The sequence below is a fragment of the Rossellomorea sp. FS2 genome (assembly GCF_047915635.1).
GTDB classification, from domain to species: Bacteria; Bacillota; Bacilli; order Bacillales; family Bacillaceae_B; genus Rossellomorea; species Rossellomorea marisflavi_A.
Window position 1 is genome coordinate 238,330 of record NZ_JBLRVS010000001.1, and the last position, 26,601, is coordinate 264,930.

The 26,601-nt window shown below is 50.5% G+C and carries 39 protein-coding genes; 36 read left to right on the forward strand and 3 right to left on the reverse strand.

The window, feature by feature from the left end:
- Window positions 1-3: 3 nt before the first annotated feature.
- Both ACNA6I_RS01230 and ACNA6I_RS01235 read right to left on the reverse strand, forming a co-directional pair.
- Complete coding sequence (locus ACNA6I_RS01230; protein ID WP_416312806.1) at window positions 4-243, reverse strand: helix-turn-helix transcriptional regulator; 240 nt, start codon at window positions 241-243, stop codon at window positions 4-6.
- Between the two features lie 56 nt (window positions 244-299).
- On the reverse strand, window positions 300-500 hold the full coding sequence (locus tag ACNA6I_RS01235) for a helix-turn-helix domain-containing protein (RefSeq protein WP_135148487.1): 201 nt from the start codon (window positions 498-500) through the stop codon (window positions 300-302).
- 114 nt (window positions 501-614) lie between these two features.
- Between ACNA6I_RS01235 and ACNA6I_RS01240 the strand changes: the two genes are divergently transcribed.
- From ACNA6I_RS01240 to ACNA6I_RS01375, 28 genes are all read left to right on the forward strand, one after another.
- Window positions 615-1,757, forward strand: a complete 1,143-nt coding sequence (locus tag ACNA6I_RS01240; protein ID WP_416312807.1) for an AimR family lysis-lysogeny pheromone receptor — start codon at window positions 615-617, stop codon at window positions 1,755-1,757.
- A 13-nt stretch (window positions 1,758-1,770) separates the two neighbouring features.
- The gene (locus tag ACNA6I_RS01245) at window positions 1,771-1,917 is read left to right on the forward strand and encodes a hypothetical protein (protein ID WP_416312808.1); all 147 of its coding nucleotides are present in this window, start codon (window positions 1,771-1,773) and stop codon (window positions 1,915-1,917) included.
- A 278-nt stretch (window positions 1,918-2,195) separates the two neighbouring features.
- A complete protein-coding gene (locus tag ACNA6I_RS01250) occupies window positions 2,196-2,816 on the forward strand; it encodes a hypothetical protein (RefSeq protein WP_416312809.1) in 621 nt (206 codons plus the stop codon).
- Between the two features lie 124 nt (window positions 2,817-2,940).
- Window positions 2,941-3,096, forward strand: a complete 156-nt coding sequence (locus ACNA6I_RS01255; protein ID WP_416312810.1) for a hypothetical protein — start codon at window positions 2,941-2,943, stop codon at window positions 3,094-3,096.
- Window positions 3,093-3,218, forward strand: coding sequence for a hypothetical protein (locus ACNA6I_RS01260; RefSeq protein ID WP_416312811.1), 126 nt, complete (start codon window positions 3,093-3,095; stop codon window positions 3,216-3,218). The genes ACNA6I_RS01255 and ACNA6I_RS01260 overlap by 4 nt, the downstream gene beginning before the upstream one ends.
- A 666-nt stretch (window positions 3,219-3,884) precedes the next feature.
- Window positions 3,885-4,553: a single-stranded DNA-binding protein gene (locus ACNA6I_RS01265; RefSeq protein ID WP_416312812.1), complete on the forward strand. Its 669-nt coding sequence runs from the start codon at window positions 3,885-3,887 to the stop codon at window positions 4,551-4,553.
- A gap of 63 nt (window positions 4,554-4,616) precedes the next feature.
- Window positions 4,617-5,045 (forward strand): hypothetical protein, encoded by a 429-nt coding sequence (locus tag ACNA6I_RS01270; protein ID WP_416312813.1) that lies wholly within the window; start codon window positions 4,617-4,619, stop codon window positions 5,043-5,045.
- A gap of 2 nt (window positions 5,046-5,047) precedes the next feature.
- A complete protein-coding gene (locus ACNA6I_RS01275) occupies window positions 5,048-6,040 on the forward strand; it encodes a hypothetical protein (protein WP_416312814.1) in 993 nt (330 codons plus the stop codon).
- Between the two features lie 182 nt (window positions 6,041-6,222).
- Window positions 6,223-8,427, forward strand: a complete 2,205-nt coding sequence (locus ACNA6I_RS01280; protein WP_416312815.1) for a DNA polymerase — start codon at window positions 6,223-6,225, stop codon at window positions 8,425-8,427.
- Window positions 8,424-8,585: a hypothetical protein gene (locus ACNA6I_RS01285; RefSeq protein ID WP_416312816.1), complete on the forward strand. Its 162-nt coding sequence runs from the start codon at window positions 8,424-8,426 to the stop codon at window positions 8,583-8,585. Before ACNA6I_RS01280 ends, ACNA6I_RS01285 begins: the two co-directional genes overlap by 4 nt.
- Before the next feature lie 12 nt (window positions 8,586-8,597).
- Window positions 8,598-8,876, forward strand: coding sequence for a thioredoxin domain-containing protein (locus ACNA6I_RS01290; RefSeq protein ID WP_416312817.1), 279 nt, complete (start codon window positions 8,598-8,600; stop codon window positions 8,874-8,876).
- On the forward strand, window positions 8,873-9,031 hold the full coding sequence (locus ACNA6I_RS01295) for a hypothetical protein (RefSeq protein WP_416312818.1): 159 nt from the start codon (window positions 8,873-8,875) through the stop codon (window positions 9,029-9,031). The genes ACNA6I_RS01290 and ACNA6I_RS01295 overlap by 4 nt, the downstream gene beginning before the upstream one ends.
- Window positions 9,032-9,062: 31 nt before the next feature.
- Window positions 9,063-9,305 carry a hypothetical protein gene (locus ACNA6I_RS01300; RefSeq protein WP_416312819.1) on the forward strand — a complete coding sequence of 81 codons (243 nt, stop codon included), beginning with the start codon at window positions 9,063-9,065 and terminating at the stop codon, window positions 9,303-9,305.
- Window positions 9,306-10,331 carry a hypothetical protein gene (locus ACNA6I_RS01305; protein WP_416312820.1) on the forward strand — a complete coding sequence of 342 codons (1,026 nt, stop codon included), beginning with the start codon at window positions 9,306-9,308 and terminating at the stop codon, window positions 10,329-10,331.
- Window positions 10,328-10,837: a crossover junction endodeoxyribonuclease RuvC gene (locus ACNA6I_RS01310; RefSeq protein ID WP_416312821.1), complete on the forward strand. Its 510-nt coding sequence runs from the start codon at window positions 10,328-10,330 to the stop codon at window positions 10,835-10,837. The genes ACNA6I_RS01305 and ACNA6I_RS01310 overlap by 4 nt, the downstream gene beginning before the upstream one ends.
- Window positions 10,824-11,036, forward strand: a complete 213-nt coding sequence (locus ACNA6I_RS01315; RefSeq protein ID WP_416312822.1) for a hypothetical protein — start codon at window positions 10,824-10,826, stop codon at window positions 11,034-11,036. The genes ACNA6I_RS01310 and ACNA6I_RS01315 overlap by 14 nt, the downstream gene beginning before the upstream one ends.
- On the forward strand, window positions 11,033-11,374 hold the full coding sequence (locus ACNA6I_RS01320) for a hypothetical protein (RefSeq protein ID WP_416312823.1): 342 nt from the start codon (window positions 11,033-11,035) through the stop codon (window positions 11,372-11,374). The genes ACNA6I_RS01315 and ACNA6I_RS01320 overlap by 4 nt, the downstream gene beginning before the upstream one ends.
- A complete protein-coding gene (locus ACNA6I_RS01325) occupies window positions 11,371-13,632 on the forward strand; it encodes a ribonucleoside-diphosphate reductase subunit alpha (RefSeq protein WP_416312824.1) in 2,262 nt (753 codons plus the stop codon). The genes ACNA6I_RS01320 and ACNA6I_RS01325 overlap by 4 nt, the downstream gene beginning before the upstream one ends.
- Window positions 13,629-14,087: an HNH endonuclease gene (locus ACNA6I_RS01330; RefSeq protein ID WP_416312825.1), complete on the forward strand. Its 459-nt coding sequence runs from the start codon at window positions 13,629-13,631 to the stop codon at window positions 14,085-14,087. The genes ACNA6I_RS01325 and ACNA6I_RS01330 overlap by 4 nt, the downstream gene beginning before the upstream one ends.
- A gap of 12 nt (window positions 14,088-14,099) precedes the next feature.
- A complete protein-coding gene (locus ACNA6I_RS01335) occupies window positions 14,100-15,143 on the forward strand; it encodes a ribonucleotide-diphosphate reductase subunit beta (protein WP_416313204.1) in 1,044 nt (347 codons plus the stop codon).
- Between the two features lie 150 nt (window positions 15,144-15,293).
- Window positions 15,294-15,947 carry a PhoH family protein gene (locus ACNA6I_RS01340; protein ID WP_416312826.1) on the forward strand — a complete coding sequence of 218 codons (654 nt, stop codon included), beginning with the start codon at window positions 15,294-15,296 and terminating at the stop codon, window positions 15,945-15,947.
- Between the two features lie 198 nt (window positions 15,948-16,145).
- A complete protein-coding gene (locus ACNA6I_RS01345) occupies window positions 16,146-16,742 on the forward strand; it encodes a DUF4230 domain-containing protein (protein ID WP_416312827.1) in 597 nt (198 codons plus the stop codon).
- A 27-nt stretch (window positions 16,743-16,769) separates the two neighbouring features.
- On the forward strand, window positions 16,770-17,012 hold the full coding sequence (locus tag ACNA6I_RS01350) for a hypothetical protein (protein WP_416312828.1): 243 nt from the start codon (window positions 16,770-16,772) through the stop codon (window positions 17,010-17,012).
- Window positions 17,009-17,518, forward strand: a complete 510-nt coding sequence (gene dut / locus ACNA6I_RS01355) for a dUTP diphosphatase (protein ID WP_416312829.1) — start codon at window positions 17,009-17,011, stop codon at window positions 17,516-17,518. Before ACNA6I_RS01350 ends, dut begins: the two co-directional genes overlap by 4 nt.
- Entirely contained in the window at window positions 17,518-18,342 is an 825-nt protein-coding gene (locus ACNA6I_RS01360) for a thymidylate synthase (RefSeq protein WP_416312830.1), read from the forward strand. Before dut ends, ACNA6I_RS01360 begins: the two co-directional genes overlap by 1 nt.
- Complete coding sequence (locus ACNA6I_RS01365) at window positions 18,342-18,539, forward strand: hypothetical protein (protein ID WP_416312831.1); 198 nt, start codon at window positions 18,342-18,344, stop codon at window positions 18,537-18,539. The genes ACNA6I_RS01360 and ACNA6I_RS01365 overlap by 1 nt, the downstream gene beginning before the upstream one ends.
- Window positions 18,536-19,336: a hypothetical protein gene (locus ACNA6I_RS01370; protein ID WP_416312832.1), complete on the forward strand. Its 801-nt coding sequence runs from the start codon at window positions 18,536-18,538 to the stop codon at window positions 19,334-19,336. Before ACNA6I_RS01365 ends, ACNA6I_RS01370 begins: the two co-directional genes overlap by 4 nt.
- On the forward strand, window positions 19,336-19,851 hold the full coding sequence (locus tag ACNA6I_RS01375; RefSeq protein WP_416312833.1) for a DUF3310 domain-containing protein: 516 nt from the start codon (window positions 19,336-19,338) through the stop codon (window positions 19,849-19,851). The genes ACNA6I_RS01370 and ACNA6I_RS01375 overlap by 1 nt, the downstream gene beginning before the upstream one ends.
- A gap of 102 nt (window positions 19,852-19,953) precedes the next feature.
- Here the strand turns inward: ACNA6I_RS01375 and ACNA6I_RS01380 are convergent, their stop codons facing one another.
- Entirely contained in the window at window positions 19,954-20,352 is a 399-nt protein-coding gene (locus ACNA6I_RS01380; RefSeq protein WP_416312834.1) for a hypothetical protein, read from the reverse strand.
- A gap of 89 nt (window positions 20,353-20,441) precedes the next feature.
- On the opposite strand from ACNA6I_RS01380, the gene ACNA6I_RS01385 reads away from it, so the two are divergent.
- The 8 genes from ACNA6I_RS01385 (at window position 20,442) to terL (ending at window position 26,593) form a co-directional block, all read left to right on the forward strand.
- A complete protein-coding gene (locus tag ACNA6I_RS01385; protein ID WP_416312835.1) occupies window positions 20,442-20,999 on the forward strand; it encodes an NUMOD4 domain-containing protein in 558 nt (185 codons plus the stop codon).
- Window positions 20,999-21,415 carry a sigma factor-like helix-turn-helix DNA-binding protein gene (locus tag ACNA6I_RS01390; RefSeq protein WP_416312836.1) on the forward strand — a complete coding sequence of 139 codons (417 nt, stop codon included), beginning with the start codon at window positions 20,999-21,001 and terminating at the stop codon, window positions 21,413-21,415. Before ACNA6I_RS01385 ends, ACNA6I_RS01390 begins: the two co-directional genes overlap by 1 nt.
- Window positions 21,405-21,884 carry a hypothetical protein gene (locus ACNA6I_RS01395; RefSeq protein ID WP_416312837.1) on the forward strand — a complete coding sequence of 160 codons (480 nt, stop codon included), beginning with the start codon at window positions 21,405-21,407 and terminating at the stop codon, window positions 21,882-21,884. The genes ACNA6I_RS01390 and ACNA6I_RS01395 overlap by 11 nt, the downstream gene beginning before the upstream one ends.
- 97 nt (window positions 21,885-21,981) lie before the next feature.
- Window positions 21,982-22,608 carry an HNH endonuclease gene (locus ACNA6I_RS01400; protein ID WP_416312838.1) on the forward strand — a complete coding sequence of 209 codons (627 nt, stop codon included), beginning with the start codon at window positions 21,982-21,984 and terminating at the stop codon, window positions 22,606-22,608.
- 31 nt (window positions 22,609-22,639) lie between these two features.
- A complete protein-coding gene (locus ACNA6I_RS01405) occupies window positions 22,640-22,834 on the forward strand; it encodes a hypothetical protein (RefSeq protein WP_416312839.1) in 195 nt (64 codons plus the stop codon).
- A gap of 16 nt (window positions 22,835-22,850) precedes the next feature.
- A complete protein-coding gene (locus ACNA6I_RS01410; protein WP_416312840.1) occupies window positions 22,851-23,231 on the forward strand; it encodes a hypothetical protein in 381 nt (126 codons plus the stop codon).
- 1,203 nt (window positions 23,232-24,434) lie between these two features.
- Window positions 24,435-24,866 (forward strand): phBC6A51 family helix-turn-helix protein, encoded by a 432-nt coding sequence (locus tag ACNA6I_RS01415; protein ID WP_416312841.1) that lies wholly within the window; start codon window positions 24,435-24,437, stop codon window positions 24,864-24,866.
- Between the two features lie 227 nt (window positions 24,867-25,093).
- Complete coding sequence (gene terL, locus ACNA6I_RS01420; protein ID WP_416312842.1) at window positions 25,094-26,593, forward strand: phage terminase large subunit; 1,500 nt, start codon at window positions 25,094-25,096, stop codon at window positions 26,591-26,593.
- The last annotated feature ends 8 nt before the right edge of the window (window positions 26,594-26,601 follow it).

A 26,601-nucleotide genomic window follows, 5' to 3' on the forward strand; every position in this document is an offset into this window, starting at 1 on the left:
CTTTTACCTTCCGTTTTTGTGCGTGCTCGATCTCTTCCACTCGTAAAGCTCCTCAATAGTACAGCCGAGCACATGCGCGATGGTCATGGCGTGATCGATGCGCATGGTGCCTCGGTTATTACACTTGTCGCTTATGTACTGTGATGTTAATCCGGTTAGTTCCGCGAGTTCGCGTTGTAACATGCGGCGCTTTTTGAGCAGAAGCGGGATTCGGCAGCGTCCGACCGTAAACAGGCCGACCACCTCCTCGCTAGTACATGTTACCTAATAACGTAGTGTGAACGCAAGAGTTTATGTGTTTATTTTGTTAATATCGCAACCACTTTCTCGATCGGAACGTTTAGGTGAACGCAAATGTCATCGATTGTTTGCAGACGTACCGACTCGTTCCGATAAATTTTCGCAATAGTGCGAGAGTTTAAAACCGTGTCGCGCATTGAGTTTAGCGTGATCCCCTTATCGTGTAGCGTGCGGTGGAGTGGTTCGAATGAAATAGCCATGTTATTTTTTACCTCCAATAGTCCTAATTTTCCAATTTAATGTTTACAAAAGTACACGTCTTGTTTTATAATATACTCAACGGATGAAAATAAATCAAGGGGTTGATCGTAATTATGTTTGAAGCAGTGGTTAAGGAAATCAATAACGGATTAGATACTCTACCGGCCAAGTATACCCTCAAGGAGCTCGGAAAGAAAGTAGGTCTTTCAAGCAACGCAGTCTCAGACGTACTATTGAAAGGAACAGAAACAAACTTCACGGCCTCAGTCCTCTTCGCAAAATTCATCAATCCAGATAACTACATAGAAGTGGCTACATCCTGGTCAGTAAATCACCGTCGTCCGGAAAACATGAAATTAATCCTGGAATTCCTCTCAGCCAACCGAAAACTTGATACGCTGAAAATGTACGTGAATGAAATGCGTAGCGATTGCAGCAAGAAGAATCTTTGTATTCTGGACGCGTACGATCTCCTTCATGAATTCCAGTCTACGCTTAAGGTCGAGGAAAGCTTTTTGTCTAAAGTTGAAGATTTACACGAAACGGTTCCAGAGGCTAAGTTCCTCAAAGAAATGTTAAAAGTCTACTATTACAATGATATCAACGAAGTCGGCACAATGTCCATGCACTTAGAAAGGGCAAGCATCCTACTAAAAGAAGTAAAAAAAGGGAAACTTATTGAAATTTATCAAGTGAGGATCAACGAGATGTTATCAACTTCCTCACTATTTAATCACTGCGATTGGGAGTCCGCGAGATCCCACTCTGAAGAAATCGTAAAAAACTTTTACTTTTTCGGTGCGAGCTATGAGGCAAGGCACTATTATAGAATAGGGATGTCCTACTTTTTCCAACAACCGGAAATGTGCCTTGAATATCTCGAGAAAGCCGTACAAACATACAGAGCGGCGGGGGACGAAGAGAATGCGGTGGCTCTTGAAAGAAGCGAAATGAGCATCGTAAAAGTAAGGGCGAACATGATAACGGATGTCAGCGAAATCACGGGCACTCCTTCAGAGGCTCACTACCTTATCGCAAACGGGAAAACTGAACAAGCCAAAAACGTCATAACTAAGCTAAAACAAAATTCGCCTTTCACGAAGTACTATGCTGGAATGGCTGACGAGAATCCTTTCCTTCTATTGGAGTCGCTAAAACTCCTTTTGAACAAAGGGAACAGATTTTATGCGAAGTTACCGTTGGAAGCGTTGGAAAGCTTTCCTGAGGCAAGCGGGTTGGTGAATCTACTAATCTAAGGGAGAGATCACATTGAAAAAACTAACAATCAAATCACTAATCGTAGCAGCAGTACTAGCAGTAGTAATTGCAGGAGGAGCGGCAGCAAAAGAAAACAGCGACTTCGACCAAATCCAAGCAGCTAAAATTGACCCAGGAACTGGCGGAGGCGGAAAGTAATCGAATACCGCATCGAATTGGGAGGCCTTAACGGCTTCCTTTTTTTGCGTCCAAATTAATACATATCTGACAAAACTTAGTCGGTAAGTGGAACGCCGATCCACATACGGTGATTTCCTTAATTGGCGAATTTTACGTGTTACTATAAGAACAAGCCAACCGATACAAGCTTTTCCAGCGAAAGAATAACGTGAATTCACGTTCTTTCAAAAAATACAAAAAGTTTTGTGCGAAACATCCGGCGGCTGACTATTATAAAACAGGAGGCGGTAAACGAAATGAAAAACGACAAACTTAATAGCTTGGTAATCTCGTATCAAGCAACGAAATCCGACGCAACATTCACGGAAATCTTCACGGCGGTGAGCGGGTGGTGGACGAACAAGCGGACGATAGCTCAGTCGCTGCGATCCAACGAACACGACGTCGAGGCGCTGTACACCGACACGCTAGTCAAGGCGGTCGAGCGATACGACGGCACCGGCGATTTCATGAACTACTATAAAAAAGCGGTCACACTCGAGCGGGCGAACCTCTACCGAAAGTGCCGCACGAAACATAAGCACGAAATCTTCTCGCAACAAATCACGGGGCTCGACGAAGGGGACGACGGCAATCCGAACCAGCTCGAAGCGCTGTACGGCACGACCGAGCAACACCCGTTCAAAACGAAAGAAGCCGACCAGCGGCAACTGATCGACTTCCTTCTCGAAGGTGCGGACGCAACAACGACGGCAATCGTTGAAGCTTTCCTCGCACACTCCAAACCCAACGTGACGGCAATCGCGAAGGAGTTAGGAATGCACCACCAACAAATTATTCGCACACTCAAACGCCTGGCGGGCAAGTTTGATTCTAAGCAACACGGCGACTACCGCGACTACTTAGTTGCGCTTTAACGCTAATACCAATAGGCATAAGGTACTAACGCCTAATTTGATTATAAGCGGAGATAACATGTCTTGTCACCCCGCGAAAGCAATTATATCGAAAAATCGTTCGACACACAAGGAGGAATTAACGATGAAACGTCGTTCTAATAATAGCATTCCCGCAAAATCCGATTACAAACCGTCAGCATGGGAGCGCCAACTTTTACGCGAGCTCCACGACCCCAACCGCATCTACGACGCTCGCCCAGCCGAGTTTCAGCCGATCAAGGCGGTGCGACTCGGATGAGCGCCGTAGTGAGCTTGGCGGAAGTGAAACGCCGGAAGCGACGGAAAGAGTACGAAGCAGCTTGCGTCGCATGGTACGGCAATACAATCGCGATTAAATCCGACAGGAGGGCGAGCAAATGAGCGACATCTTCGGCTTAATCCTGGCGCTTGTCACACTCGTCGCATTTTACGGAGTATTTGTCGCATGGATCGAGGACTGCTGGCGTAAATAGCCGGCGCCCTGCTCGGAGAATAAAACCTCCGGGGCCATGCTCGGAGAATATCGAGGTAGTCGTTAAGTAAAATTGTCGCTGCGTTAAACAGCCGTCCAGGCCGCCAAGCGCTGATGCAGTTTCGGCTACTAGTCGGTATTTTGCGAGCGGGGCTATCCCGCCGGTTGCGAAAAGTGGATGCGTCCACCAATCGCGTAATTGGTCGCTACTTCCGAAGGTCGATCGTGGGGACGAAGTGCACCACGGATTAGTCGGGCGTGGAAACTCCGGTTTCTGCGTCGGCTAGCGATTACTAATGTGAATATGCGAAAAAGGAAAGTCGGTAGTAGCGGAAGTAAACGAGCGACCCTGAGCCTGTAGGCAAAACCCAAGCGGGCAACCGTTGTAAGCTCTTAGACTTCTATCGCATTAGTAATCGCTAGCGGGCGCAAGCTCGAAAATTCACGCCAATAAGGCGAAGGGAGAAGATTTGATGGGTATCAGAGATACACTTAAAAAACGCGAGGAACTTCGCGAAGCAGCACAGAACGGCGGAGGTAACGAATTTCCGGAAGGCGTCACACGTTATGTTCGCATGGGTAAACACGGCGAGGTCAACTCCGACGGTCGCACATTCGTATTAATCGCAGACCCGGATCAATGGTACTTCTATTTCGTCCACGAAGATAAGGAGTACAACGGAAAGGGTTACAACCACGCATTCCGTAAACATACGTGCTTGCATAGTCCGGAAGGCGTCGTAGGTGACGATATCCTCGACTACATGAAGCCGAACAAGCAAGTTTGCCCGTCATGTGCCGCAGGTGCTCGTCGTAAAATGTTCGCGATTATACCGGTATACGACATCGAGTACAAAACCTACCGCGTAATTGACACGGCCGAATTCCACGTCAATAACCTCATCGCTGATTACGACAAAATCGAGAAAACGATGAAGAAGGCGACGAAGAATCCGGACTATTCAATCGTAGGCGAAGCGGTTCACATCCGTCAGGTCGACAAGACCTACTCGCTGGAATCTGGAGACGCGGACGATGCTGCACTTGAAGAGGCGCAGAAATTCATCGGTATGGACATCGACTTCAAAGAGCTCGCAAACTTCCGTGAACTTGACGACGTGCTCGCGATTCTAAACGAAGGCGACGACGAGAAGCTGAATAAGTCGGCACTCACGGCATTCGGCGCAAGCAAGCCGGCTGAAGGCGACAACGACGGACTAGCCGACGAGGAACTGCCATTCTAACGGCCGGCTGAACGCTGGCCCATCGGTTTAAAATTTGAGAAAAATGAAACGGAGGAATTTTTGATGGCGTACAAAACGGAAACAATAGGCAAGTTTTCGGAACTGATCGCAATGGCATCGCTCATGGCAAACGGCTGGTCGAGCGTCGGCAAGCCCGAAACGGAAGAATCGCACGATATCGTCGCCAAGGACCCGCGTGGCAACTTCGCTACTTTCCAGGTCAAGACGATGAAGATTCGCGGCGACCGTAAAGGCGAGCTCGTCGTTCAGACGCGTAACGGCAAAGGCAAAGGCTACTCGCCGGCCGAGGTCGACTATATTATCGGGGTGCTGGGCGCCGACGGCGAAATACCGCGCGTGTGGATGTTCGAGAATACGGGGCAACAGGAGTATTGGGCGAGCGAGCAAACGGCAGCCAAGCGGTGGGTTGAGTTGGGGCTAACGCTTAATCGTGATTTATTTGACGAAGTAATCGAAACGGAGGCGGTTTGAAGATGGCGAAAATGACGATTAATGGACAAACGTTTGAGGGTAGCGTTGATGAGTTGGTCGAGTTGAAGGCGAAGATAGGGGCGCCTCTTAAAGTCGGGGATTACGCTAAAATCATACACCGACCTTTGGCAGCTCACGGGTTTTCGGAGGGGGACGTCGTTGAACTTTTCGAGAATCATGTCGGGAGCTCCGACTTCATGATCGTAGCTATCGGAAAAGACCTCCATGGGTTCTCTGACAAAGTCAACCTAATCCGCGCAACTGACGAAGAGGTTGCCAAAGCCAAGAAGCGAGCACAACCAGAAACAATCACGCATGAGGGCGTCGAGTATCGCCGAGTTGATCGTGAGGCGCGTGAGGGTGACGTGGTCGTGTTTACGGAAACTACTAGCGCATTCGTGGCTAACAAAACTCCGTACGTAGTAGGCAGCGGTCTGAGAGTAACGAGTGGGTGGCCGGTGTATAACGACAGAGCAGACCGCACGCCAGCTAACGTCAAAGTCTACGAACCAATCGTCGACAAGCCTGCGCCCTTGCAAGTCGGAGATTATGCGAAGGTGGTCGGAAGTTCGATATATTTTCTGTGGGATTACGAAGTCGGTGACATCGCTGAAGTAACGAGATTTAGAGACGACGGTTACATCTTCGTTAAATCAGAAGGCAAAAAAGAGGAATTCATGCACGCTTCTCAACTTATCCGAGCCACCGACGAAGAAGTCGCGGAAGCCAAGCGCCAGCAAGCCGAGAAGGCAGTCGCTGATAAGTGGGCGGAGATTGGTCGGAAGCCGAACGAGTTTAAGGAAGGCGATATCGTTCGTTACACCGGCTCAGCTACGACGAAAGGAAGTTACGTAGAAGTCGTCAAAGATACAGGCGTTAATGGCAGGACGACTATTTCGTGGGGCAAAAGTCGTTCGTCTGAATTTCCGAGGGACATCGAACTAATCACTCCGGTCGAGCATCGTTTCGACAAGCCGGCTGGTGACAGCGAATGACCCAAACCTGCGCCAACTGCTCGGCCCCTCTCGCTCAGCCGACCGTCCTGTACGACGATCATGCCGACCTGACGTTTTGCTCGGGCGGTTGCCAGCGCGATTGGGCTGACGACAATTTCGAAAAGGTGCTGGCGTTCTACAATCGCATGAACGTTCAGCGAATAGGCAGGGAGTGATGCGGATTGAATTTGCGACTAAACCTCGGCGCCAAGTCGGACGACACGAAGGACGTAACCGATAAAGTCCGCCAGGCAGGCGCCAAGAAGAAGGCGGCGACGGAAACGCTCGACGAGGCGTGGGCGCGAATACTGGCGATGAAGAACAACAGCGCGCCGGATCAAGCGAAACTGCTCGAGGTACGTGACGACATGCAATCGGGACTGGTAGGACGAGATTCCGAGGGCAAGCGTTTCAGCAAGGCGGAGGCGCTACGCATGTACAAAGTGCTGGCGGAACAGCAGCGCGAGCAGAAGTTGGCAGACTTGGTTGAGAGCACGCCGGAAAACTACCGACTAATCGTAACCGAACGGCAATTCGAGCGATTGGTCGACGAGTTGAAAGGCGAGGACATTGTCGCGATAGATACGGAAACAACTGGCGTAGATGTGTATGTCGATGTAATTGTCGGCATATCCATCACGCTACCAAAGCGAGATTATCACGTATATATTCCGGTGGATCATTGCGATGTTGAGGAACAGCTCCACCGCCAGTACGTGCTCGACGGCTTACGGCCGATGCTTGGCGATAAGTCAGTCGGAAAGGTTCTCCACAACGCTATATTCGACATCAACATGTTTCGCAGGCATGACGTTAAACTGACCGGAGTTGTGTGGGACACGATGACGGCGATGCACTTGCTTAACGAAAACGAGCCGTCTTATAAGCTGAAGGACTTGGCGCCAAGGTATCTCGGTTGCGAGTCCGACACTTTTTCGGAGCTATTCGGAAAGAACGCTCAGTTTGCCGACGTTCCCTTAGATATTGCGCTAGTGTACGCAGCTAAAGATACGCATCTTACGTGGGATTTGTACCGATTCCAGAGCGCTCATATGAAGAAAATGCCGACAATCTACTCGTACTATAACGAGGTTGAAGCGCCTTTACTCGAAGTTATCGCAGACTTAGAGGCGAATGGCTACGTGCTCGACATTGAGTTTGCGAAGGAGTACGGAGAAAGACTGCGAAAAGAGGCGGAAGAGCTGCACAAGTACCTGGTCGCAAAATTAACTCCGTTTCATGACGGCGACGAGCAGATCAACTTAAACTCACCGCACCAAATGAAGCCAGCACTATCGAAAGCAATCGGCAAGAAACTCGACAATCTCGACGCCAAAAAGACGCTCAAGCCTTTGCGAAAAGAATTCGAACTAATTGACCGCCTGCTTGAATACAAGCGCATCACGAAACTGTCCGGCACGTACATCGACACATTGCCGACTAAACAGAACGCAGGCACTAAACGGTGGCACTCGCGCTTCAATCCGATGGGAACCGTGACAGGTCGATTCAGTTCCGGCAAGGACGAAGAGGACAAAAGCGAACAGGGATTCAACGCCCAGAACCAACCGGCTGAAGCACGGCCGATGTTCGTCGCTCCGCCTGGCAAAGTATTGGTTGGCGCTGACTTCAAGGCACAGGAAATCCGATGCGTCGCGTACATGTCGGGCGAGGAAGTCCTGATAAACGCTTTCCTTGAGAACCGCGATCCATACGCGATGATGGCGAGCAACTTCTACAAGCGACCGTACGAAGAGGTTTACAAGAACGCCGACGGAAGCGACACGAAGGAACGTAAGCAGATGAAAGTCGTATGGCTTGCGACTCTTTACGGAATGAGCAAATACTCGCTGGCGGAAATGCTAGGCACCGACGTCAATGCAGCGGTTAAATTCCAAACGGAACTATTCGAGAGTATGCCGCAGCTTAACGCATGGATTGAGGGTAATCGCAAGTTTGTCGAGAAGAACGGCTTTGTTTGGACGGATAAGCAGGCGCGTAAGCGACGACTACCCGACGCAAAGTTAAAACTGAAAGGTTGGGGCGACCCTAACTTCGGCAAGAAGAACAGGGCGATGCGGCAGGCGACAAATGCCCGCGTGCAAGGATCATCATCCATTCAAACGAAAGTCACGATGCTCAGGGCGCATGAGTACTGCGTCAACAAGCCGGGCTGGTCGCTATGGAGTTCGGTTCACGACGAATTAATCTTCGAGGTACCGGAAGATTTTACGAAGCAAGAAGCGGACGACATTCGCCGAATCATGGTCGATTCTTATCGCTGGGGAGACGTACTGCCGAACGGTACGGATATCGAGGTCATGCGAAGGTGGGGCGAGGGCGTTCCGTTAGACGAATGGTTCAAACAAAAGGAGGAAAACGTGTGAACAACGAAAAGTTTAGCCAATTGATGTACGCCCTGACAAAGGAAGCTGCGCGAATGAGTTTCGTAGACTTTTTGGAAACGTGGGAAATTAGCGAAGAAGAGTACAGGGAGATTCGCAAGCATTTAAAAGAAACTTACGGCGTGAAAACGTACGTTTAAGGAGGAAAACTAATGATCGAAATTCAAAAGTACACGTCACCACAATGCCGGTATTGCCCGGCCGTCTCACACTACGTCGACGAGCTGCGCGACCAAGGCGCCCTCGAAGGCGTCCACATCACGCATTTTAACGCGGTCAATCTCAGCGAAGAGGAACGCGAGAAAGTCAGCGTAAGCTCGGTTCCGACGTTAATCTTCAAGCGCAACGGACTCGAAATAACACGCATCACCGGAATGACCGACCAGGAAACGATCCTCGACGCCGTGCAGATTGCGAGGGATGGGCGATGACAGTCGTAGCGCTACTTTGCTTGGCGGTAATTTTAATCGCGAATTTGATGGTCGAGACGGAAGGCAAGGAAGGGGCAATCGCAGGCAAGCTCGCCATGTTCGTGATGCTGGCGATACCTTTCGCCGTGTTGTTGGTCGGGCTGGTTCGCGGATAACTATAAAACGATAAAAGGGTGGTGGCGACGGATGAGCGATGTCTATACGGTTCGTGGCGAAGAAGTTACGAATAAGGCCGACGCATTGAGAGCTCTTTGTATTACCGCAAACTATCATTGCCTGCCGATCCATGAACTGTGGTGCTACGAAGGAGTTTGCGAAAAGTTTGATATAACTCCGGAGGATTATTACAACGATACCGAAAGCCTGAGCGAAGAACATATTCGTTACGCGGGTTGGAACAACTGGAAACCAAAAGGGGAGGACGAATAATTGACTCAAACTATCGCAAATCAAATCGCGCAAGACTTGGTAGATTTTTTAGACGAATTTCACCGCCACGAGCAGCCGTATGACGATGAAATGGACGCAGAGTTTTACGAACAGTACGCAAGGGTTCTTCGCGAACAACTAGGCGAAAAGGACGGCTGGAAAAAGTACCTCTACGGCCCCGACGGCAAGCGGCGACCGACATTCGCGCCTAGTTCGGCGAGCAAGGATGAGCGTCAGTTGTATGAAAAGGTGGTCAACGGAAGCAAAGGGAGAGACGTTCGAATACCGAATCGCAATCAGCGAGAATGGGCGGCACTAGGTTCGCAGGTGGGCGGTTACATTCAGCGTGAAATCATGCTGGCTGAGCGTCACTTCAAGCGCCTGACCGGAAAGGAACCGCGATTCAAGTTCGAGCGAACAGATCGAGGAGAGCCAGCGTTTGAGCACTTCGTTAAAAAGGTGCACGAAATCGAGCATAACGGCGAGCGGTTCGGGTTGAACGGACTGCCTGACGGAATCCTCCACTATGTGACCGACGATGGCGAAGTGCTGCGTGTGGGCCTCGAGGTGAAGTCGTTCCAGAAAAGCTATACGGAGTTCAAAAAGCAATCGGAGCCGAAGCCTGACCACGAACTTCAAACGCATATCTATAACGAAATGTACGACCTCGACTACACTGTCATTCTGTACCACCTGACGTACGGCGCCGACTGGAATCGCGACTTCAGCCGTAACAAAGCATACGGGCGATACTTTCCGAAAGAGGTTCGCCAAGAAGTGCTCGACAAGTTTGCGCGAGTTACGAAAGCCTGGCGTGAGAAGAATCCGCCTGCAATCGACTTCGACGGCTGGAAATATAACGACTACAAGGGCGCGACTGCGAAAAGTGTGACTGACGAGGAGTTCGAAGCGGTCAAGGATCAGGTAAGGCGGGCGCAAAAGTCCGGGCTGCCTAACTGGAAAAAGCAGCAGTATTACGAAGCGTTCGAATTCATCAAGGAGACGCGGGAAGAGGCGGCGCAATGAGCGCCCTTCGAGTCCTCCCGTTCGACACGTCAATGAGCGCACCAGGCGTCGGCGTCATCGAGGTAAAGAATCGAAAGGCTCGCATTATCGACGTCTCACACGTCATCACAAACGCCAAGCAGCATCACGGTTTACGTGCCGACATCGTTAAATCATGGGCGACATTGTTCATCGCCAAGCATGCGCCTAAAGGGTTCGACGTCATCATTCGCGAGGACTTTGTCGCAAGAACGAGCCGGCAGGGGCATCCGGTTTACTCCGCATGGGGCGCGGTGGATCAGGCGCTTAACCGGTTCGGCTTAAACTTTACGGAGCCTGCGATAAGCCAGTCGAAAGTCAAGAAGCTGGTCGTCGGAAAAGGAAAGGCGGAAAAGTGGGAAGTCGAAGAAGCCGTGCGGAAGTGGACGGGGTATACGGGAGAGTTCGCCAAGGACGATGAAAGTGACGCGGTGGCGATTGGCCTAGCGTATTTAATCGAGGAGGGATTAATCGATGAAAAAGTTTAAAATCATTCGCGATTTAGAGTGGGGAGAAGACGGGGAAGTTAAAACGCTTGTTAATGTCGTAGGAGAAACGGTGTTAACAGGCGACTACTACCACGACAAAATAGATTCGCAGATTGAAGGATTCTTCGCTGCGTTAGATTACCTCGGAATCAGGTACGAATCGGAAACGGAAGTAATCAACGAGGGTAACGAGGAATGAACAAAGCCGACGAACTCCGCCAACGTATCGCCAAGTCCGAGCAGTATCAGCGAATGGTCGAGGAACAGCTCGCCGACGCACGCAACAACCTCGAATATCACGAAAAACACGTAGCCGAGGCGCGGGAAGCCGTCGAAACTTACGAACACCAAATCGAAATGATGAAGTTCGAGCAGGCGGAATGGGGCGAGGAAGTCAGGCGCGAGTTGAGGACGAAGGAGGCGCCGGCCGCCGACACGCTCGGGCAACTAATCAGCGAGATCATGCGGGAACATGGCGTCGGCACTGACGAGTTAATTGAAGCGCTAGAAAAATTCGAAAAGGGGACGATTGAATGACGACAATTACGAAGAACCAAGGCAAGCGAGCACTACCGTTCGACGAGCCACGTTTAAATAGATTTATCGCCAATGTGACGGCCGGCTTTCCGAAGCTGGACGTCGATTCTTTTAGCGAAAAGGTAAGTCGCAGCATTGAGTCGAGCGACACGTACAAGGCGGCACAGATCACGAACCTGCTGATTATGACGGCGCTAGAAAACATCGGCATGGATACGCCCGACTGGACGTACGTAGCAGCACGCACTCACATTCGCGACCTCTACAAGCAAGCGGCAACGAATCGCGTTTATGACGCAAGCAAGAAGTACGGCGACTTCTACGCGCTGCTGACCACACTTACTAATCGCGGAGTATATTCGCCGTACTTGCTCGAGCAATATTCGAAGGAAGAAATTCAGCAACTGGCTGAACTGATCGACCCGGCACGCGACGACAAGTTTACGTACATCGGCTTGCGTACCTTGAGCGACCGATACCTTGCCCGCGACAAAGACGGCCGAGTGTTCGAGCTACCGCAGGAACGCTGGCTAGTAATCGCGATGCACCTAATGTCGAAGGAGCCGGCTGACCAACGCCTTGAGCTCGTAGCTGAGTCGTATTGGGCGCTGAGTAATCTGTATATGACGGTGGCAACTCCGACTCTAACAAATGCCGGCAAGGCTTACGGTCAATTGTCGAGCTGCTTTATCGACACCGTGGACGATTCGTTGCAAGGCATCTACGACAGCAACTCGGACGTGGCCCAGTTATCGAAAGGCGGCGGAGGCATCGGCGTTTACCTCGGCAAAGTACGGTCGCGAGGCTCCAACATTCGGGGGCACAAAGGCGCATCAAGCGGAGTCATTCCGTGGATGAAGCAGTTGAACAACACAGCGGTTAGCGTCGACCAACTCGGACAACGTAAAGGCGCCATTGCCGTCTACCTTGACGTGTGGCATAAGGATATCTTTTCGTTCCTTGACGCGAAACTGAACAACGGTGACGAGCGCTTGAGAACGCACGATCTTTTCACTGGCGTATGCTTGCCGGACTTGTTCATGGAAACGGTGCAGAAGCGCGGAGACTGGTTCCTGTTTGATCCGCATGAGGTGCGCGACGTGATGGGCTATTCGCTCGAGGACTTCTTCGACGAAAAGAAAGGCGAAGGATCATTCCGCGACAAGTACGACGAGTGCGTACGTAACAACGACTTATCGAAGGAGAAGGTCGCCGCCATCGACATCTTCAAGGGCATTATGAAATCTCAGCTCGAAACCGGCACTCCGTATATGTTCTATCGCGACTCAGTCAACCGCCAAAACGCCAACTCGCACAAAGGAATGATTTACTGCTCGAACCTATGTACGGAAATCGCGCAGAACCAATCGCCAACCACGCAGGAAGAGCAGCACACCCACGACGGCAAGATTATTAAAACGTACACGCCTGGCGACTTCGTAGTATGTAATCTGTCGTCAATCAACCTCGCAAGAGCCGTCATGGACGACGTACTCGAGCGCCTGGTACCGATTCAAGTCCGCATGCTCGACAACGTAATCGACCTCAACACGATCGAGGTATTGCAGGCGACGCTCACGAATCAGAAGTACCGCGCAGTCGGCCTCGGCACGTTCGGCTGGCATCACTTGTTGGCTCTCAAAGGCATCGTATGGGAAACGAAAGCAGCCGTCAGATACGCCGGCGAATTATATGAGCAAATCGCCTACTTGACGATTAAAGCAAGCACCGACCTAGCGAAAGAAAAGGGAGCGTACCCAGCGTTCGGAGAGTCCGACTGGTCGACGGGCGCATACTTCGACAAGCACGATTATGCAGGCGGAAAGTGGGACGCACTAAGAAACGAAGTAATCGCGACGGGCATTCGTAACGGCTACCTCATGGCGGTTGCACCTAACGCCTCCACGTCTATTATCGCAGGCTCGTCGGCGTCGATTGATCCGATTTTCAACATCGAGTACAGCGAGGAGAAGAGCGACTACAAGATTCCGGTAACAGCGCCCGACATCAATCAGCACACGTTCCTCTACTATAAGTCGGCGTACAATATCGACCAGCATTGGAGTATTCGCCAAAATGCCGAGCGTCAGAAGCACGTTGACCAGGCGATTTCGTTCAACTTGTACGTGAAGAACAACATTAAGGCGAAGGAATTGCTCGACCTACACATGGCGGCATGGGATTCGGGACTCAAGACTACGTACTATACTCGATCGACGTCTAAGGAAATCGTAGAATGCGAATGGTGCGCGTCATGAGTGAGCGATGGATATTAATTGAGGAAAATCGCAATTACAGCGTAAGTGATCTCGGAAGAGTCAGAAACAATAAGACGGGGCGGATTTTGAAGCCCCGTTATGACGCTAAAGGTTATAGTCGTGCTAATTTGCAAGGCAAGGATTACAGGACTCATAGACTAGTAGCTAAGCACTTCCTGCCCCCTCCTTCAGAAGAAAGTAAATTCCAAGTAAATCATATTAACGGTAATCCACGCGATAACAGGGTTGATAACCTGGAATGGTGTGATAACTCTGAAAATGCATTGCACGCGTACAGATTAGGGATGCGGAACCATCTACTTTCTATAAGCGACAGAGAGGTTACTTATATAAGGTCTAACCATTTAAACTACCGAGAAGTTATGAGTAGGTATGGTATATCTCAGTCCCATGCTTCGGCTATTGTAAACGGCACTAGGAGAAAAGTAGTTTAAGGAGGAAACTTGATGGCTGAAATCAAGAAGAGGAAGATAATGGATGTAGATGCACCGAACAGGTCAACAGGAATTATAAACGGGTCAACGTCAAATGTGTTGAACTGGGAAGATGTCAGGTACACATGGGCGTATCCCAAATACAAACGAATGCTTGCGAATTTTTGGGTACCTAGCGAAGTAAACATGGCGGCCGACATCAAGCAATGGCCGAAGCTTAGCGACCAGGAGCAGGAAACGTTCCTCAAGATCATCGGCTTGCTTGCGTTGCTAGACTCGATTCAATCCGACTATGCCGGTAAGGCAGCCGACTACATTACGGACTCTAGCGTCAATGCCCTCATGATTATCTTGGCGCAACAGGAGGTCGTCCACAATCACTCGTACAGTTACGTCCTATCTTCGCTAGTCACGAAATCGAAGCAAGACGAAGTATTCGAATACTGGCGCACGGACAAAGCCCTACGTGACCGCAACGACTTTGTGACGAACGGGTACGCTGAGTTTGCCGACGACCCAAGCGTTCCAAACTTTCTCAAGTCGATCGTGTACGACGTGATTCTCGAAGGCTTATTCTTCTACTCCGGCTTTGCGTTCTTCTACAACCTGGCGCGTAATCAGAAGATGGTCGCGACGAGTACGATGATCAATTATATTAATCGCGACGAGCAAATCCACGTCGACTTATTCGTTAAAATCTTCAAGGAAGTCTTAGCGGAAAATCCTGAGCATGACACGCCTGAGCTTCGCAAGTTCGCCGTTGAGACTTTCCGCAAGGCAGCCGAGCTGGAAATCGAATGGGGCCGGTCGGTTATCGGCAATGAGTTCGACGGTATCTCCATGACGGAGCTCGAGCAGTACATCAAATTCTACGCGAATGTGCGTTGCAATCAGCTCGGCTATGGACACGAAGCGTTTCCGGAGGTACCGCGTAAGAATCCGATGAAATGGATCAAGGCGTACGAGGAGGTCGACAACGGCAAGACGGACTTCTTCGAGCAGAAGAGTCGCCAATATGTAAAGGTGTCGGACGATAACGGTTTTGACGATTTGTGAGGCGAATTTGTGCGAACGCCCCACCGGCCGACTATTATAAATTAGCGGAACAGTTTGTGCGAAAAGGTTCCGGTGAACATATTATCCAGTAGGAACACAGCGGAGGCCCCCGACGGGCTTCCGCAAACCTGTATAAAGGAGCTGAACGCAATGCCACTTCCGAAAGATTCGATGTTGTTCGGATTCGAGCCGAAGCTGACCGACGAGCAACGCGCCTATGTCGACTCCATCTTCGACAACCAGCTAACGATTGTGAACGCAAGGTCAGGCACCGGTAAAACAACCCTCGCCGTCGCATGCGCCAAGTTGATCGGCAAGCCACTCGTTTACATCTTCTCGCCAGTCGAGGAAAAGAAGATGGGCTTCCGGCCGGGCACGCAACAAGCGAAAGAGGCGGAATACTTGCAACCGTTAAAAGACGCGCTGCTTGAAATCAACGAACAGCCGGAAAAGTCGGTCTACAACGAAGAAAACCTCGAAGCGATGAAGAACGGTCACGTCTGGATTTATCCGATGAGCCACATTTTCGCCCGCGGTATTAACCTTAAGGACAAAACGGTAATTATCTCGGAAAGCCAAAACTTCAGTCGCGGCGACCTTAAGAAAATCCTTACGCGAATCCACGACTCATGCACCGTCATCATCGAAGGGCATACCGGCCAATGCGATTTACCTGACGCAAAGAAAAGCGGGTTTGCGCCTTACATCGAGCACTTTCGCGGTGAGGAATACGCCAATGTGATCGAGCTGAGCGTCAACTTTCGAGGTAAGCTTGCGAGGCATGCCGATGAGTTGTCGTGGTGAGGGTTGCGGATAGTAGACACATATAGCGAAGGAGGGTGGGCGGATGAAAAAGAGAGAATTTAAGTTTAATCAAAAACGTAAAGGTTTGAAAAAGTTCAAAGCAAAGTTAAAATCCATGCGTAAAAACCTAAAGAAAAAACGAATAGACTAATGCACTATTCGAAACCACCACGCAACACCGAAAGGAGGCCCACCGCCATGCTCAAGCGCACCAAACGCCACATCCTCACGTTCGCACTAGGCGTCGGCATCACGGCAACCACCGTCGCCCTTTACACGCCCAGCAACGCCGACAGCACGACTAAACTGGCGCCCGTGCAAGCGAAACAACTCGTCGACAAGGACGCGATCATCGACGCACTCACGGAAACGCCGGAACTGGTCGGCCTAACTGGCGACATCAGCAAGACCGTTCGCCTGACCGACGACAAGTGGTTCGGCGACAAGACGTACGAGTTGACGCTCGAGGGCACGTTCAAGCTAGGCGTCGCGACCGACGACGTGAGCATTACAACGCAAGGCAATACGGTCATTGTTCGCCTGCCTCAGCCGCGTATCATCGCCGTCGACCTTCCGTTTGACAAGGCGGCCATCAGTAAGGACGTCGGGCTGTTGCGCCAGGACTTGAGTGAGTCGGAATTGCAGGCGCTCTACAAGGTGGCGCGTGAGCAGGCGGTTGCCGACGTGAAGGTGAACGCTAAGGCGCGGGAGGAAGCGGAGGAGGCCGTTGAGAATGCGCTGGAAGAATTGATCGGAAGGCTGCCGGCGGTCGAGTCGGTGGAGTTCGAAAACTAAGCCGTTAGGCGAAAAGGAGGAAACGGAATGAGAATCGATTTGGAGGAAGGCAAGTACTCGGTTGTAAATGAACTGAGCAACGGCGGAGGTCTTAGAGCGCTAAGGTACGGCGAGGAGTGGCGCAACTTATCTGGAGACGGACTAATACTAGCGATGTACCACGAGATTGAGCGCCTTCAAGAAAAAGTAGAGGAATACGAGAATCTCGCCGAGGAATTCGATTATTACGCAATAATCGCGATGAAGAATAACGAGGAGGATTCCGAATGAACATTCCCGTAAAATTTAAACGCCTGCATCCCGACGCAGCCACGCCACAATACGCCCACGACGGCGACAGTGGGTTTGATTTAACAACGGTTGAAGACGTATTTATAGAATCAGGCACCACAGCCATCGTTCCGACGGGATTGGCGATAGAGTTACCGCCGGGATTTGAGGCTCAGGTACGTCCTCGATCGGGCGTAACGGCCAAGTCCACACTGCGAGTTCAGCTCGGCACCATCGACCGCGGATACACGGGCGAAATCGGAATCATAACGGACAACATAGAGCAGAGCGATGCGCTTCCGTACTTTATACCGAAAGGTGATAGGATTGCTCAGTTAGTAATCGCACCGGTCGCACACGCAACATTCACGGAAGTCGACACGCTGGACGAAACAAGCCGAGGCGAAGGGGCATACGGTAGCACGGGCGTGGGATTTAACGAGAGATTCCGTCAGAACATGGAAAAGAAAGGGCCGGAAGCAGCACGTAAATGGGAGGACGAATAATGGCTGACCAACAATACGCGGCACTTGTACGGCACATACTCGCAAATGGCGTCGAGAAGGGCGACCGCACCGGAACAGGCACGCTGAGCACATTCGGCTGGCAATCGCGTTACGACCTGGCGAAAGGGTTTCCGTTGCTCACTACGAAAAAAATTCACTGGCCGAGCGTGGCGCATGAGCTGTTGTGGTTCCTGAGCGGCGATACAAATACGAAATACCTGACGGACAATGGCGTGCGAATATGGAACGAGTGGGCGGATGAGAATGGCGATTTGGGTCCGGTTTACGGGAAGCAATGGCGGTCGTGGAATACGTTAAAAACCATCGAAGGTAGTAAGTACGGCATTGTGCATCGCGACCAATTACGGAAGGTGATCGACGAAATAAAGAAGTATCCCGACAGCCGACGCCTCTTAGTAAACGCATGGAATGTCGGAGAGCTCCACGAAATGGCTTTACCGCCCTGTCACTTTGCGTTTCAATTCTACGTTGCCGATGGGCGGCTTAGTTGTCAGCTTTACCAAAGAAGCGGCGACGTATTCCTCGGAGTACCATTTAACATCGCCAGCTACTCGCTCCTGACGCACATGATCGCACATGTAACCGGCTTAGAAGTTGGCGAATTCATTCACACGATTGGCGACGCACACATTTACACGAATCATATTCCGCAGATGTACGTTCAGCTACAACGTGAGCCTCGCGCCTTGCCGACGCTGAACATCAAGCGCCAGGTGACGGACATAGACGACTTTACCTTCGACGACTTCGAGATTATCGGCTACGACCCGCATCCGACGATTAAAGGAAAGGTGGCGGTGTGATGAAAGTGGGCGACAAGCTAATCGCAAAAGGTTTCTGCGGATTCCCTGACGGTACGACAGCCGGCAAGGAGTACGAAGTGGTGGCAGTCGACGAGCACACGGATCGAACGTTCTTCCACATTATTAACGATGAGGGACGCAAGATATTTCCGGTATCAACCGTATTTGAAAAAGCGAAAAGGGAGGCGTCACAATGACGAATTTACACTATATTGCAGACGAACAATTAGGCGGAGTTGAACGAGAGTATGCGGAGGTTGAGCGCAAGGCGAGCGTAGGGGATTACGTTGTTAATAAATGCGACGAACACTGCCACGCATACATCCTTGAGGTAGGCTACGTACAAGATTCCGGTAACTTGAACGGATCGAACGCGTTAAATGACAACGACTGGACTAGTCACTATTTGTACGCAAATAAGTACGCCACGCTCGACCCAACCGGCAATGTCCGCATCGACGGCACAGTTTACCGCATGGTGGAGCGCAAGGCTGCCGTAGGGGAGAAGGTGTTGGTTACGGAAATTGACCACTGCGAGGTCAGTGAGATACGAAATGTTGTTGAATTAGATAGCGATTACTTCGGCGTCTTTTACCTAGATAAGCCGATTGATGATTGGGACTATATCGACATGACTACGGATAAGTATCACGTACTTGAGCCGAAGGAACTTTTTACATGCACGTATGATACGTCGAAGGCAATTATCGCAGGTAATCCGCCGGCCGACGAACTCACGCAATCTGCCGATTTATCTCTAACCGAAGCCGACGTCCGCAACAACCCGCGCCAAGTCATCGACCTAATCGCAAACCTCGCGGGCCGGTTATCGAAGCTAGAATCGAAAGTTGAGCGCCTAGGCACCGCCAACCAGCAAGCGTACGACATCGTGTCACGTAACGTCGAGACATGGGCGCAGGAAATTGAGACGATTAAGGCGCGAATGGGCGATGCTGGACGCGCACTTACCGCAGAAGAACGGAGGGAATTGTGATGGCGAAAGAAGCGAAGAAGATACGGATTACGAAGGGCGAGTATTGGTCGGAAGGTATGGAGGGACTCGTTTTAATGACGTACGGCGACGAAAAATGGGGCGATGAAATTCATTATTTAGTTGATCCTCCTGGTTGCCAAGAAGGCGTGCGGTTTGTGCGGGACTGTTGTTGCGAGGTAGTCGCGGAACCGACCGACATCCCACACGGAGCGACCACGGCCCCCTTCGAAGAGGACTTTCCGGAATATGCGGATCACATCGCGGAAGACTCCACGCCGAACATGGTCGACAGCCCTCCGCACTACCAGAACGCTCGCTTCGAAACGATCGAAGTCATCGAAGAAATCACGGCAGGCTATTCGGACGGCTTCGTTGCTTATAACGTCGGCAATGCGTTGAAGTATCTCGCAAGAGCTCCGTATAAGCACGATGACGGCGGGTTGGAAGATTGCAAAAAAGCGGCGAAATATCTGGAGTTTGCGATTAAGCGAATCAGCGAAATAGGCAATCGTTGACACAAAAAAGGCGAAAGAGCTATCGGGCGGCACACAAGTGTCAACTCCCGGTACTCCTTCGCCAAAACTTTTATTCACCCGCGTTACTCAAGCGAAACGCACTCACTCCGCGAGTCTGAAGGCGAACCAATCCGCGCCCCCTGAGTCGAGCTTGCCAACGTAATCAAACCGGTACGGCCCGCCTGCTTCCGTCAGCCCAAACTTACGCAGCAACGCACGGCCCGTCGCATAGCCACGTTTGCTCACCTTGAGCTGGCCGGCGCCCACGACGTTATTCACTACGTCGGACTTCACGATACCAATGACGCGCTGAGCTAAGTCTACGCTGACGTAAATGTGCTCGGACCGATCGACAATGCCGAGGTCACGACGCAGGGTTCGCGACAGGCAAAGGCGGCCTTGCTTGTCGAGCGTGACGGACCGAACGCCACGACGTGCGCCAAGATCGTCGACGGTAAGCGGGGTGAGCGTGATTTTGCCGGGGTTAGATTCTTGCGACATTTTGCGACAACCTCCGTTTCATAAATCGAATTAGTTATAGCTTTATTATACGCAAGTGGGACGAAATGTAAACTTAAAAAGCGAAAAGGATGGCGATTTTATTGAATTGGAGACCGCTCAATAATATTGTGAAATGTGGAGAGTTTTACGAAGTATCCGACTGTGGGAATGTTAGGAATTTAAAAACACAGAAAGTATTAAAACCTAGCCAGAAGAAGAACGGTTACTTGCATGTAAGATTGTATAACAAAGGGGGATCTTATGATTATCTTGTGCACCGACTTGTAGCCTTAGCTTTTCTACCTACAAGCGGTACTTTGCAGGTTAACCATAAAGACGGTAATAAGTCGAATAATTGCATGAAAAACTTAGAGTGGGTAACCCCTTTGGAAAACGCGAAACATGCGACGGAATTAGGGTTAAGGATTAGTAAAGAGGAACATGCTGCCTTGATGGTTCGTTTGCATGCTAAACCCGTGGTTAAAATATCTGAGGAGGGTAGTTTGTCATGTACTTACGAAAGTACCGCTGATGCAGCTAGAAAAAACGGAGTAACCAGGCACGCTGTTTCTAGGCAGTTTAGATTTGAATATAAGTCACGATTGAACGATTTTTACTTTAGGTACGCTGAAAAGGAGGCGAAATAATGGGCGCATCAAAACGCGACACAGCGAAAATCGAACGCCAATTCGACGGAGCTTACGCCCTATCAACCGCAGCAGGCGTCAAGTTATTGCTCGCCGACTACCATGCGTTCCAGGCACGCCAATTCCTCGGCGACTATGACGCGGTGGTCGTGCTGGCCGACTTGGCCGAGGCGATCAGGTTGGCGGGGTTGACCGAGCGACAGCAGCAGGCGTTGGCGCTAGTATACTACGAGGATTTGACGCAGGTGGAGGCAGGCAGGCGGTTGGGCGGACTAGCGAAGAACACCGTTAGCGAGCTCGTGGATCGGGCGTGCGAGGCGATTGCAGACGTTTATTATTATTGGGCGAGTCATGGCGAGGGGTACAGCGTGACAAGCGAAATTAGAAGCGAAGGGACGGACGACAATGACGAATGATTTTAACGACGTAATCGACGGTATCAGACGCAAGACTAAGGCAGGCGAGCTTCCACGCGAGGCTCGTATCGCCGAAATTGACAGGGCGACGGAGGAGTGGTTTGCACGAACTGGCAAAATGCCCGACGCAAAGCAACTCGAACGCCTGGCGGATTTGATCCTGCACGAAGAGTTGACGGACACCGACATTCATAAAGTTGCACATAACGATTACCCGTTCCTAAGCGAGTACCAGTTTGACCGACGTGATAGTCGTGAGTCGGCAGTCGGGGAAGCGATTGACAATAGCGCAGCAGACGGTCGTAAGCACCTTAAACCAACGCGTAAGCAACGCACTCCATACGAAAATAACTACGTTGATCGTAAGGCTAAGATACGGAATGACGAGCGTAGAAAGGCGTACAGAGAGTTTACGAAGGCGCAGCCGGTAGTCACCTTTACGAACGGCGGTGTTATTAGTGAGGGGTAAATTACGGCATGACTTTGACGTTTCATTTAATAAAGCGGTTAATGCGTTATTTAAACGAAGTTATTGTAAGGATGAACGCAACAAGATCGTAGAAGAGATGACGGAGGAATATTTCGCCAAAACAGGCGAATTTCCTTCGGATAAGATGCTTGAAAAGTTAGCGGATTTTATACTTGACGATGACTTACGCGATAACAGTATGGATAAAGTTACGAAAACAGAGTACCCAATATTAAGCGATAAACAGCTCGCCAGAAGAACGATCGGAAGGCATACGCGCAGTTTATTCGCAAAGACCGAAGTCGAGTTTATCGAAGCTGAAGTTAACCACCACGCCAATACCTTGCTGGACGTATTCTTGGTGTACCGTCAGCCAGGTAAGAAGTTCCGTAAAGTAAAGCCTAAAATTACGAATGAGGTTGTTTACTATGAAAATAATTCGCTTAAATTCGGCGGAAGGACGGAAAAGGACGCAGAGTGGGCGAAAAAGGTTAAAGATAGGGACGGTTACATGTGTCAAAATCCGAAATGTGAGTCGAGAGTCGGAATAATGCACGCCCATCACGTCGATTCTTACGTAGACAATCCGGCGATCAGAACGGAAGAGTCAAACGGAGTAACGTTATGCTCCGACTGTCATAACGAATTTCACTCAATATACGGTAAGGGCGGAAACAACCGCCAACAATTGAACGAATTCTTCAAATCTTCGCTCGCAGTCTAGCGGGCTTTTATTTTTAGAGGAGGCGACAAACATGGGAGGTTATTTCTTCTGTTACTCAACAACGTTATATCATTTTCTCAAGGCGAACCAGCAACGATATATTGTAGCCGGATTGCATGAGCGTACGCATAATAAGTTCTGGCTGTTCGAAAAGACGCCGGAACTCAACCGATTGCTTGACGAGTATGACGAACGCAAAGAGTCGGCGCACGCGCGGCGGTTGTAAGAGGGAGGTAGTTAGTATGACGTTAGTGAACGATAGTGGCGACGGAGGCAAGGCGAAATTCTTGGAAAGCGGCACCGGCTACGCAGTCACGCCACATTGGGTGTATCGCGACTTGCTGCCGGAACTGAAGGATAAATACGACGGCCAGACGGCTCGAGATTGCGTCATATTATACGGATACATGCACGCCTATGTTAACGGTCAGAGCGGAGGAGATGCTTATCTGTGGGCGTTTCCTACGCTGGATCAAATCGTAGGCGAGACGGGCATCCATCGCAATCGTGTGAAGAAGCTGAGCGACATACTCGAGAGTGAGGGCGTGATGGTTACGAAGAAGATTCCGTGGTATGGTCATACGAAGAAATTGTATAAGCCGTTGTATGATCGCGGTAAATAAGCGTAAGGGCGTCCGAGAAATCGGGCGTTTTTCTTTCGTTAATTGGCCGAAAAGGCTTGACATTTGACCGAGTACTACGAGTGATACTGCATTAAGTACTACCAGTGATACTGAGCCAAGTACTACGAGTGATACTATAATAAGAACAAATTAATAATAACGAATTAATAATAATAAAGATTCCGCATTCGCATTCGCTCATGACGGAGATATTGTGAATATAAAAGACTATGCGAATAAGGATATGCGATAAATAGATAACCAGTGGGCAGGCGTCTATTGTACGAACTTTATCGCAGATTAACGCTTTTATAATTAAGACGGTAAGGTTACGTAAGGTACATTACATACGTTGCACAGGCGTGTGTTCACCGCATGACATTACGCCCACCTCATACGCAGATATACATATAAGAAGAGACGCAGTGTGTGGCGGTAGGGGTACGGTAATAGGGCGTAAGCAGCGAGGGATTTATCGCAGGGGAATACGAGAGGCGTGGCGTCTGTAATCAGCGCACGGCTCCCGACGGACAACACCTCGCCAAACTCACAGGGTGCTGACGATCGCCATTGCATATACTCGCATGAATATACGTATGTAACTTCCGACAATCAACATTACGTAAACTAGACGCCCTCTCAACCGTTGGTATGACTGCGTTGTGCATAACCACCTTGTTGTTCGTATGCACTCGTTTATACATTGGCGTTAAATCAACGTTTATGAAAGCGAAAAAGGGAGACGAAAGCACCTACGATGAATATTCGTAATTGTATAAAATATTCGCACAATTAACGACAATTTGCCCCGGGGGAGGGGAACGCCCGTTCGCCGTCACCTGGTGAGCGAAATTTTCTCGCAACTTTTTCAAACTCGGGAGGTTAGACGGAAATATACCGGAGACTAATCGCATGAAAGGAGTTGATAGCGTATGTCTTGCAATTGTTTGCGAAATTACAATCGAACTGTCCAGCGTCTGTACTACGAGGTTAAAAACGCAGCACCTGCCGAGCGCGAAAAGCCTTTTCGACGATGGTCGCTTTATCGGGCTATTAATCGCCCTACTATAGAGGAGCACCTGCGAAAAGTTGGCGCCAAGTAGCGTCAAGGAGTGGCGGCAATGGAATCGCATGCCTAACGGTTTCATGCCGGCAGCCCTTAGCGCTATACCCACTATATCACACGGAAAGGAGGACGGAAACATGAGCGACAAACTGAAGCAACTCGAAGCGGCACTCACGGAACAACAACGCAAAGCCGCCTACATGCTCGTCGAGAACGATCTCAAGCCGAACAAGGATGAGTCGAAGCTGACCTACGAAGAAATCGCGACAGAAATTGGCGTCACCTATAAGACGCTGTGGTCGTGGCGCACGAAGAATCGGAACTTTATCGCATATAAAAACGAAATAAGTGACGATTTTCTCAGCGACAAGCGGTCGGCAGTTTACGGCCAGCTTATGAAGCTAATCGAAGGCCCAACTCCGAGTGTGAAAGCAATTGACATTTTCTTCCGCCGGTTCGGCCTACTGACGGAAAAGTCCGTGGTCGAAAACGTCGACAACTCGCAACGACGAACTGCCGACGACATTCAGCGCGACCTTGAAAACCTCGACAAACTACTCGACGACTAACACGCAAAGGAGGGCGATGTCTTATCGCATGGTTAAACGACAAATGGCTCGCCCGTCCGGCGCGGGCTGAACGTATTGAGCTGGTCGCAAACAGGGCGCGAAAGCTTCAGGCGCTCTACCAGGCCGGCAAAGCAACAGACGCACACATCGAAACACTACTCGCAGATGCAGCCGAACTGAAGCGCCTCAAACGGATTCATCGCGCCGAGCACGATCTGCTTTACTTCATGCACGAATATTTCAGCGAAGAAGGCAACCCAGGCAATCCCGACAACTTGATTCCGGCAGGCGTCACAATCGACAAGTCTGCCGACTTTCACCGCACGCTTTGCTCGCTGCTAGACGAAATCACCACGGGCGAACAGCGTACAAACGTAGCATGGTCGGTGGGGCGAGGGCATGCAAAGACCGCCTACCTGTCGAACGGCTACTTGTGCCACCAGGTCGTTTATCGCTTACGTCGCTACATAGTCGAAGTGTCGGAAACGACCGACGTGGCAGGCGATTTCATTAGCTGGACGCGGAATCAATTGAAGTTCAACGAAAAACTACGCGATGACTTTGGCGAACTACTACACGTTCATAAGTCGAAGAACATCGTCGACAACAACGTCGAGTTTATCACGGTAGACGGACACACGAAGGTCGAGGCGAAAGGTATTGGAACGCAAATGAGGGGCTTGCGCCACGGTAACACGCGGCCCGATTTATTCTTGCTCGATGACCTCGAATCGAAGTCGAACACCAACACGCCCGAGCTGCTCGAAAAGTCAAAGCAGTGGTTTCGCGAGGAAATGTTGCCGGCGCTCAGTCGTCAGGGCATCGCGGTCTACATGGGGACGATCGTGTGCTTCGATTCCTTGCTCGATTACGTCATCAAATCGCGACGTGACTTTGTGTCGAAGAAGTTCCCGGCAATTCTCGAATGGAGCAAGCGCGAGGACTTATGGACGAAGTGGCGCGAGATTTACCGCAGCGACGAGGAGGATGCCGGCGCTAAAGCCGAGGAATTTTATCGCGATAACGAAGCGGAAATGCTCGACGGCACCCGAACGCTATGGCCCGAAATGTTCAGCTACCTCGATCTGATGAAACTACGCGAGGAAAACGGCGTGAAGGCGTTTAACCAGGAGTACCTCGGAAACCCAACGGACGAAGAGCGCCAAATATTCAAGGAGTTCGAGTATTTCGTGGAAAGCGATCTCGACGGCAAGGACTTCGACTTCATTGGCGCAATAGACTTCGCGATGGGAAAAGAAAAAGGGGATTACTCCGTCATAGCGACACTCGCACGAAACAAGTCGACCGGTATCTGCTACCTGGTCGATATTTTTATGGAGCGCGTTCATCCGGACGTTCTTATGAAAGAAGCCGTCAAGCACACGCTGAAGTATCAGTACCACGCCCTGGCGGTTGAGGCGCAAATGGCTCAGGAGTGGTTTGCCGACAAGCTACGCGACGAACTGACGAAGCACGGCTATCCGGCATACACGCGACTGAAGCAAATCAAGCAGCGTACGCGGAAGTCATTGCGGATTGAGGCGTTACTGCCGGACATCCAAAGCGGACGAATTCGGTTTCAGCGCCACCATCGGGCGTTACTCGAGCAATTCGAAATGTACCCGATGCACAGGCACGACGACGGCCCCGACGCTGTATCGATGGCCTTTAACGCAGCAAAAGATAGCAATGCCGTCGTACGATCAATCGCTAAACGAACGCGATAACCAAAACG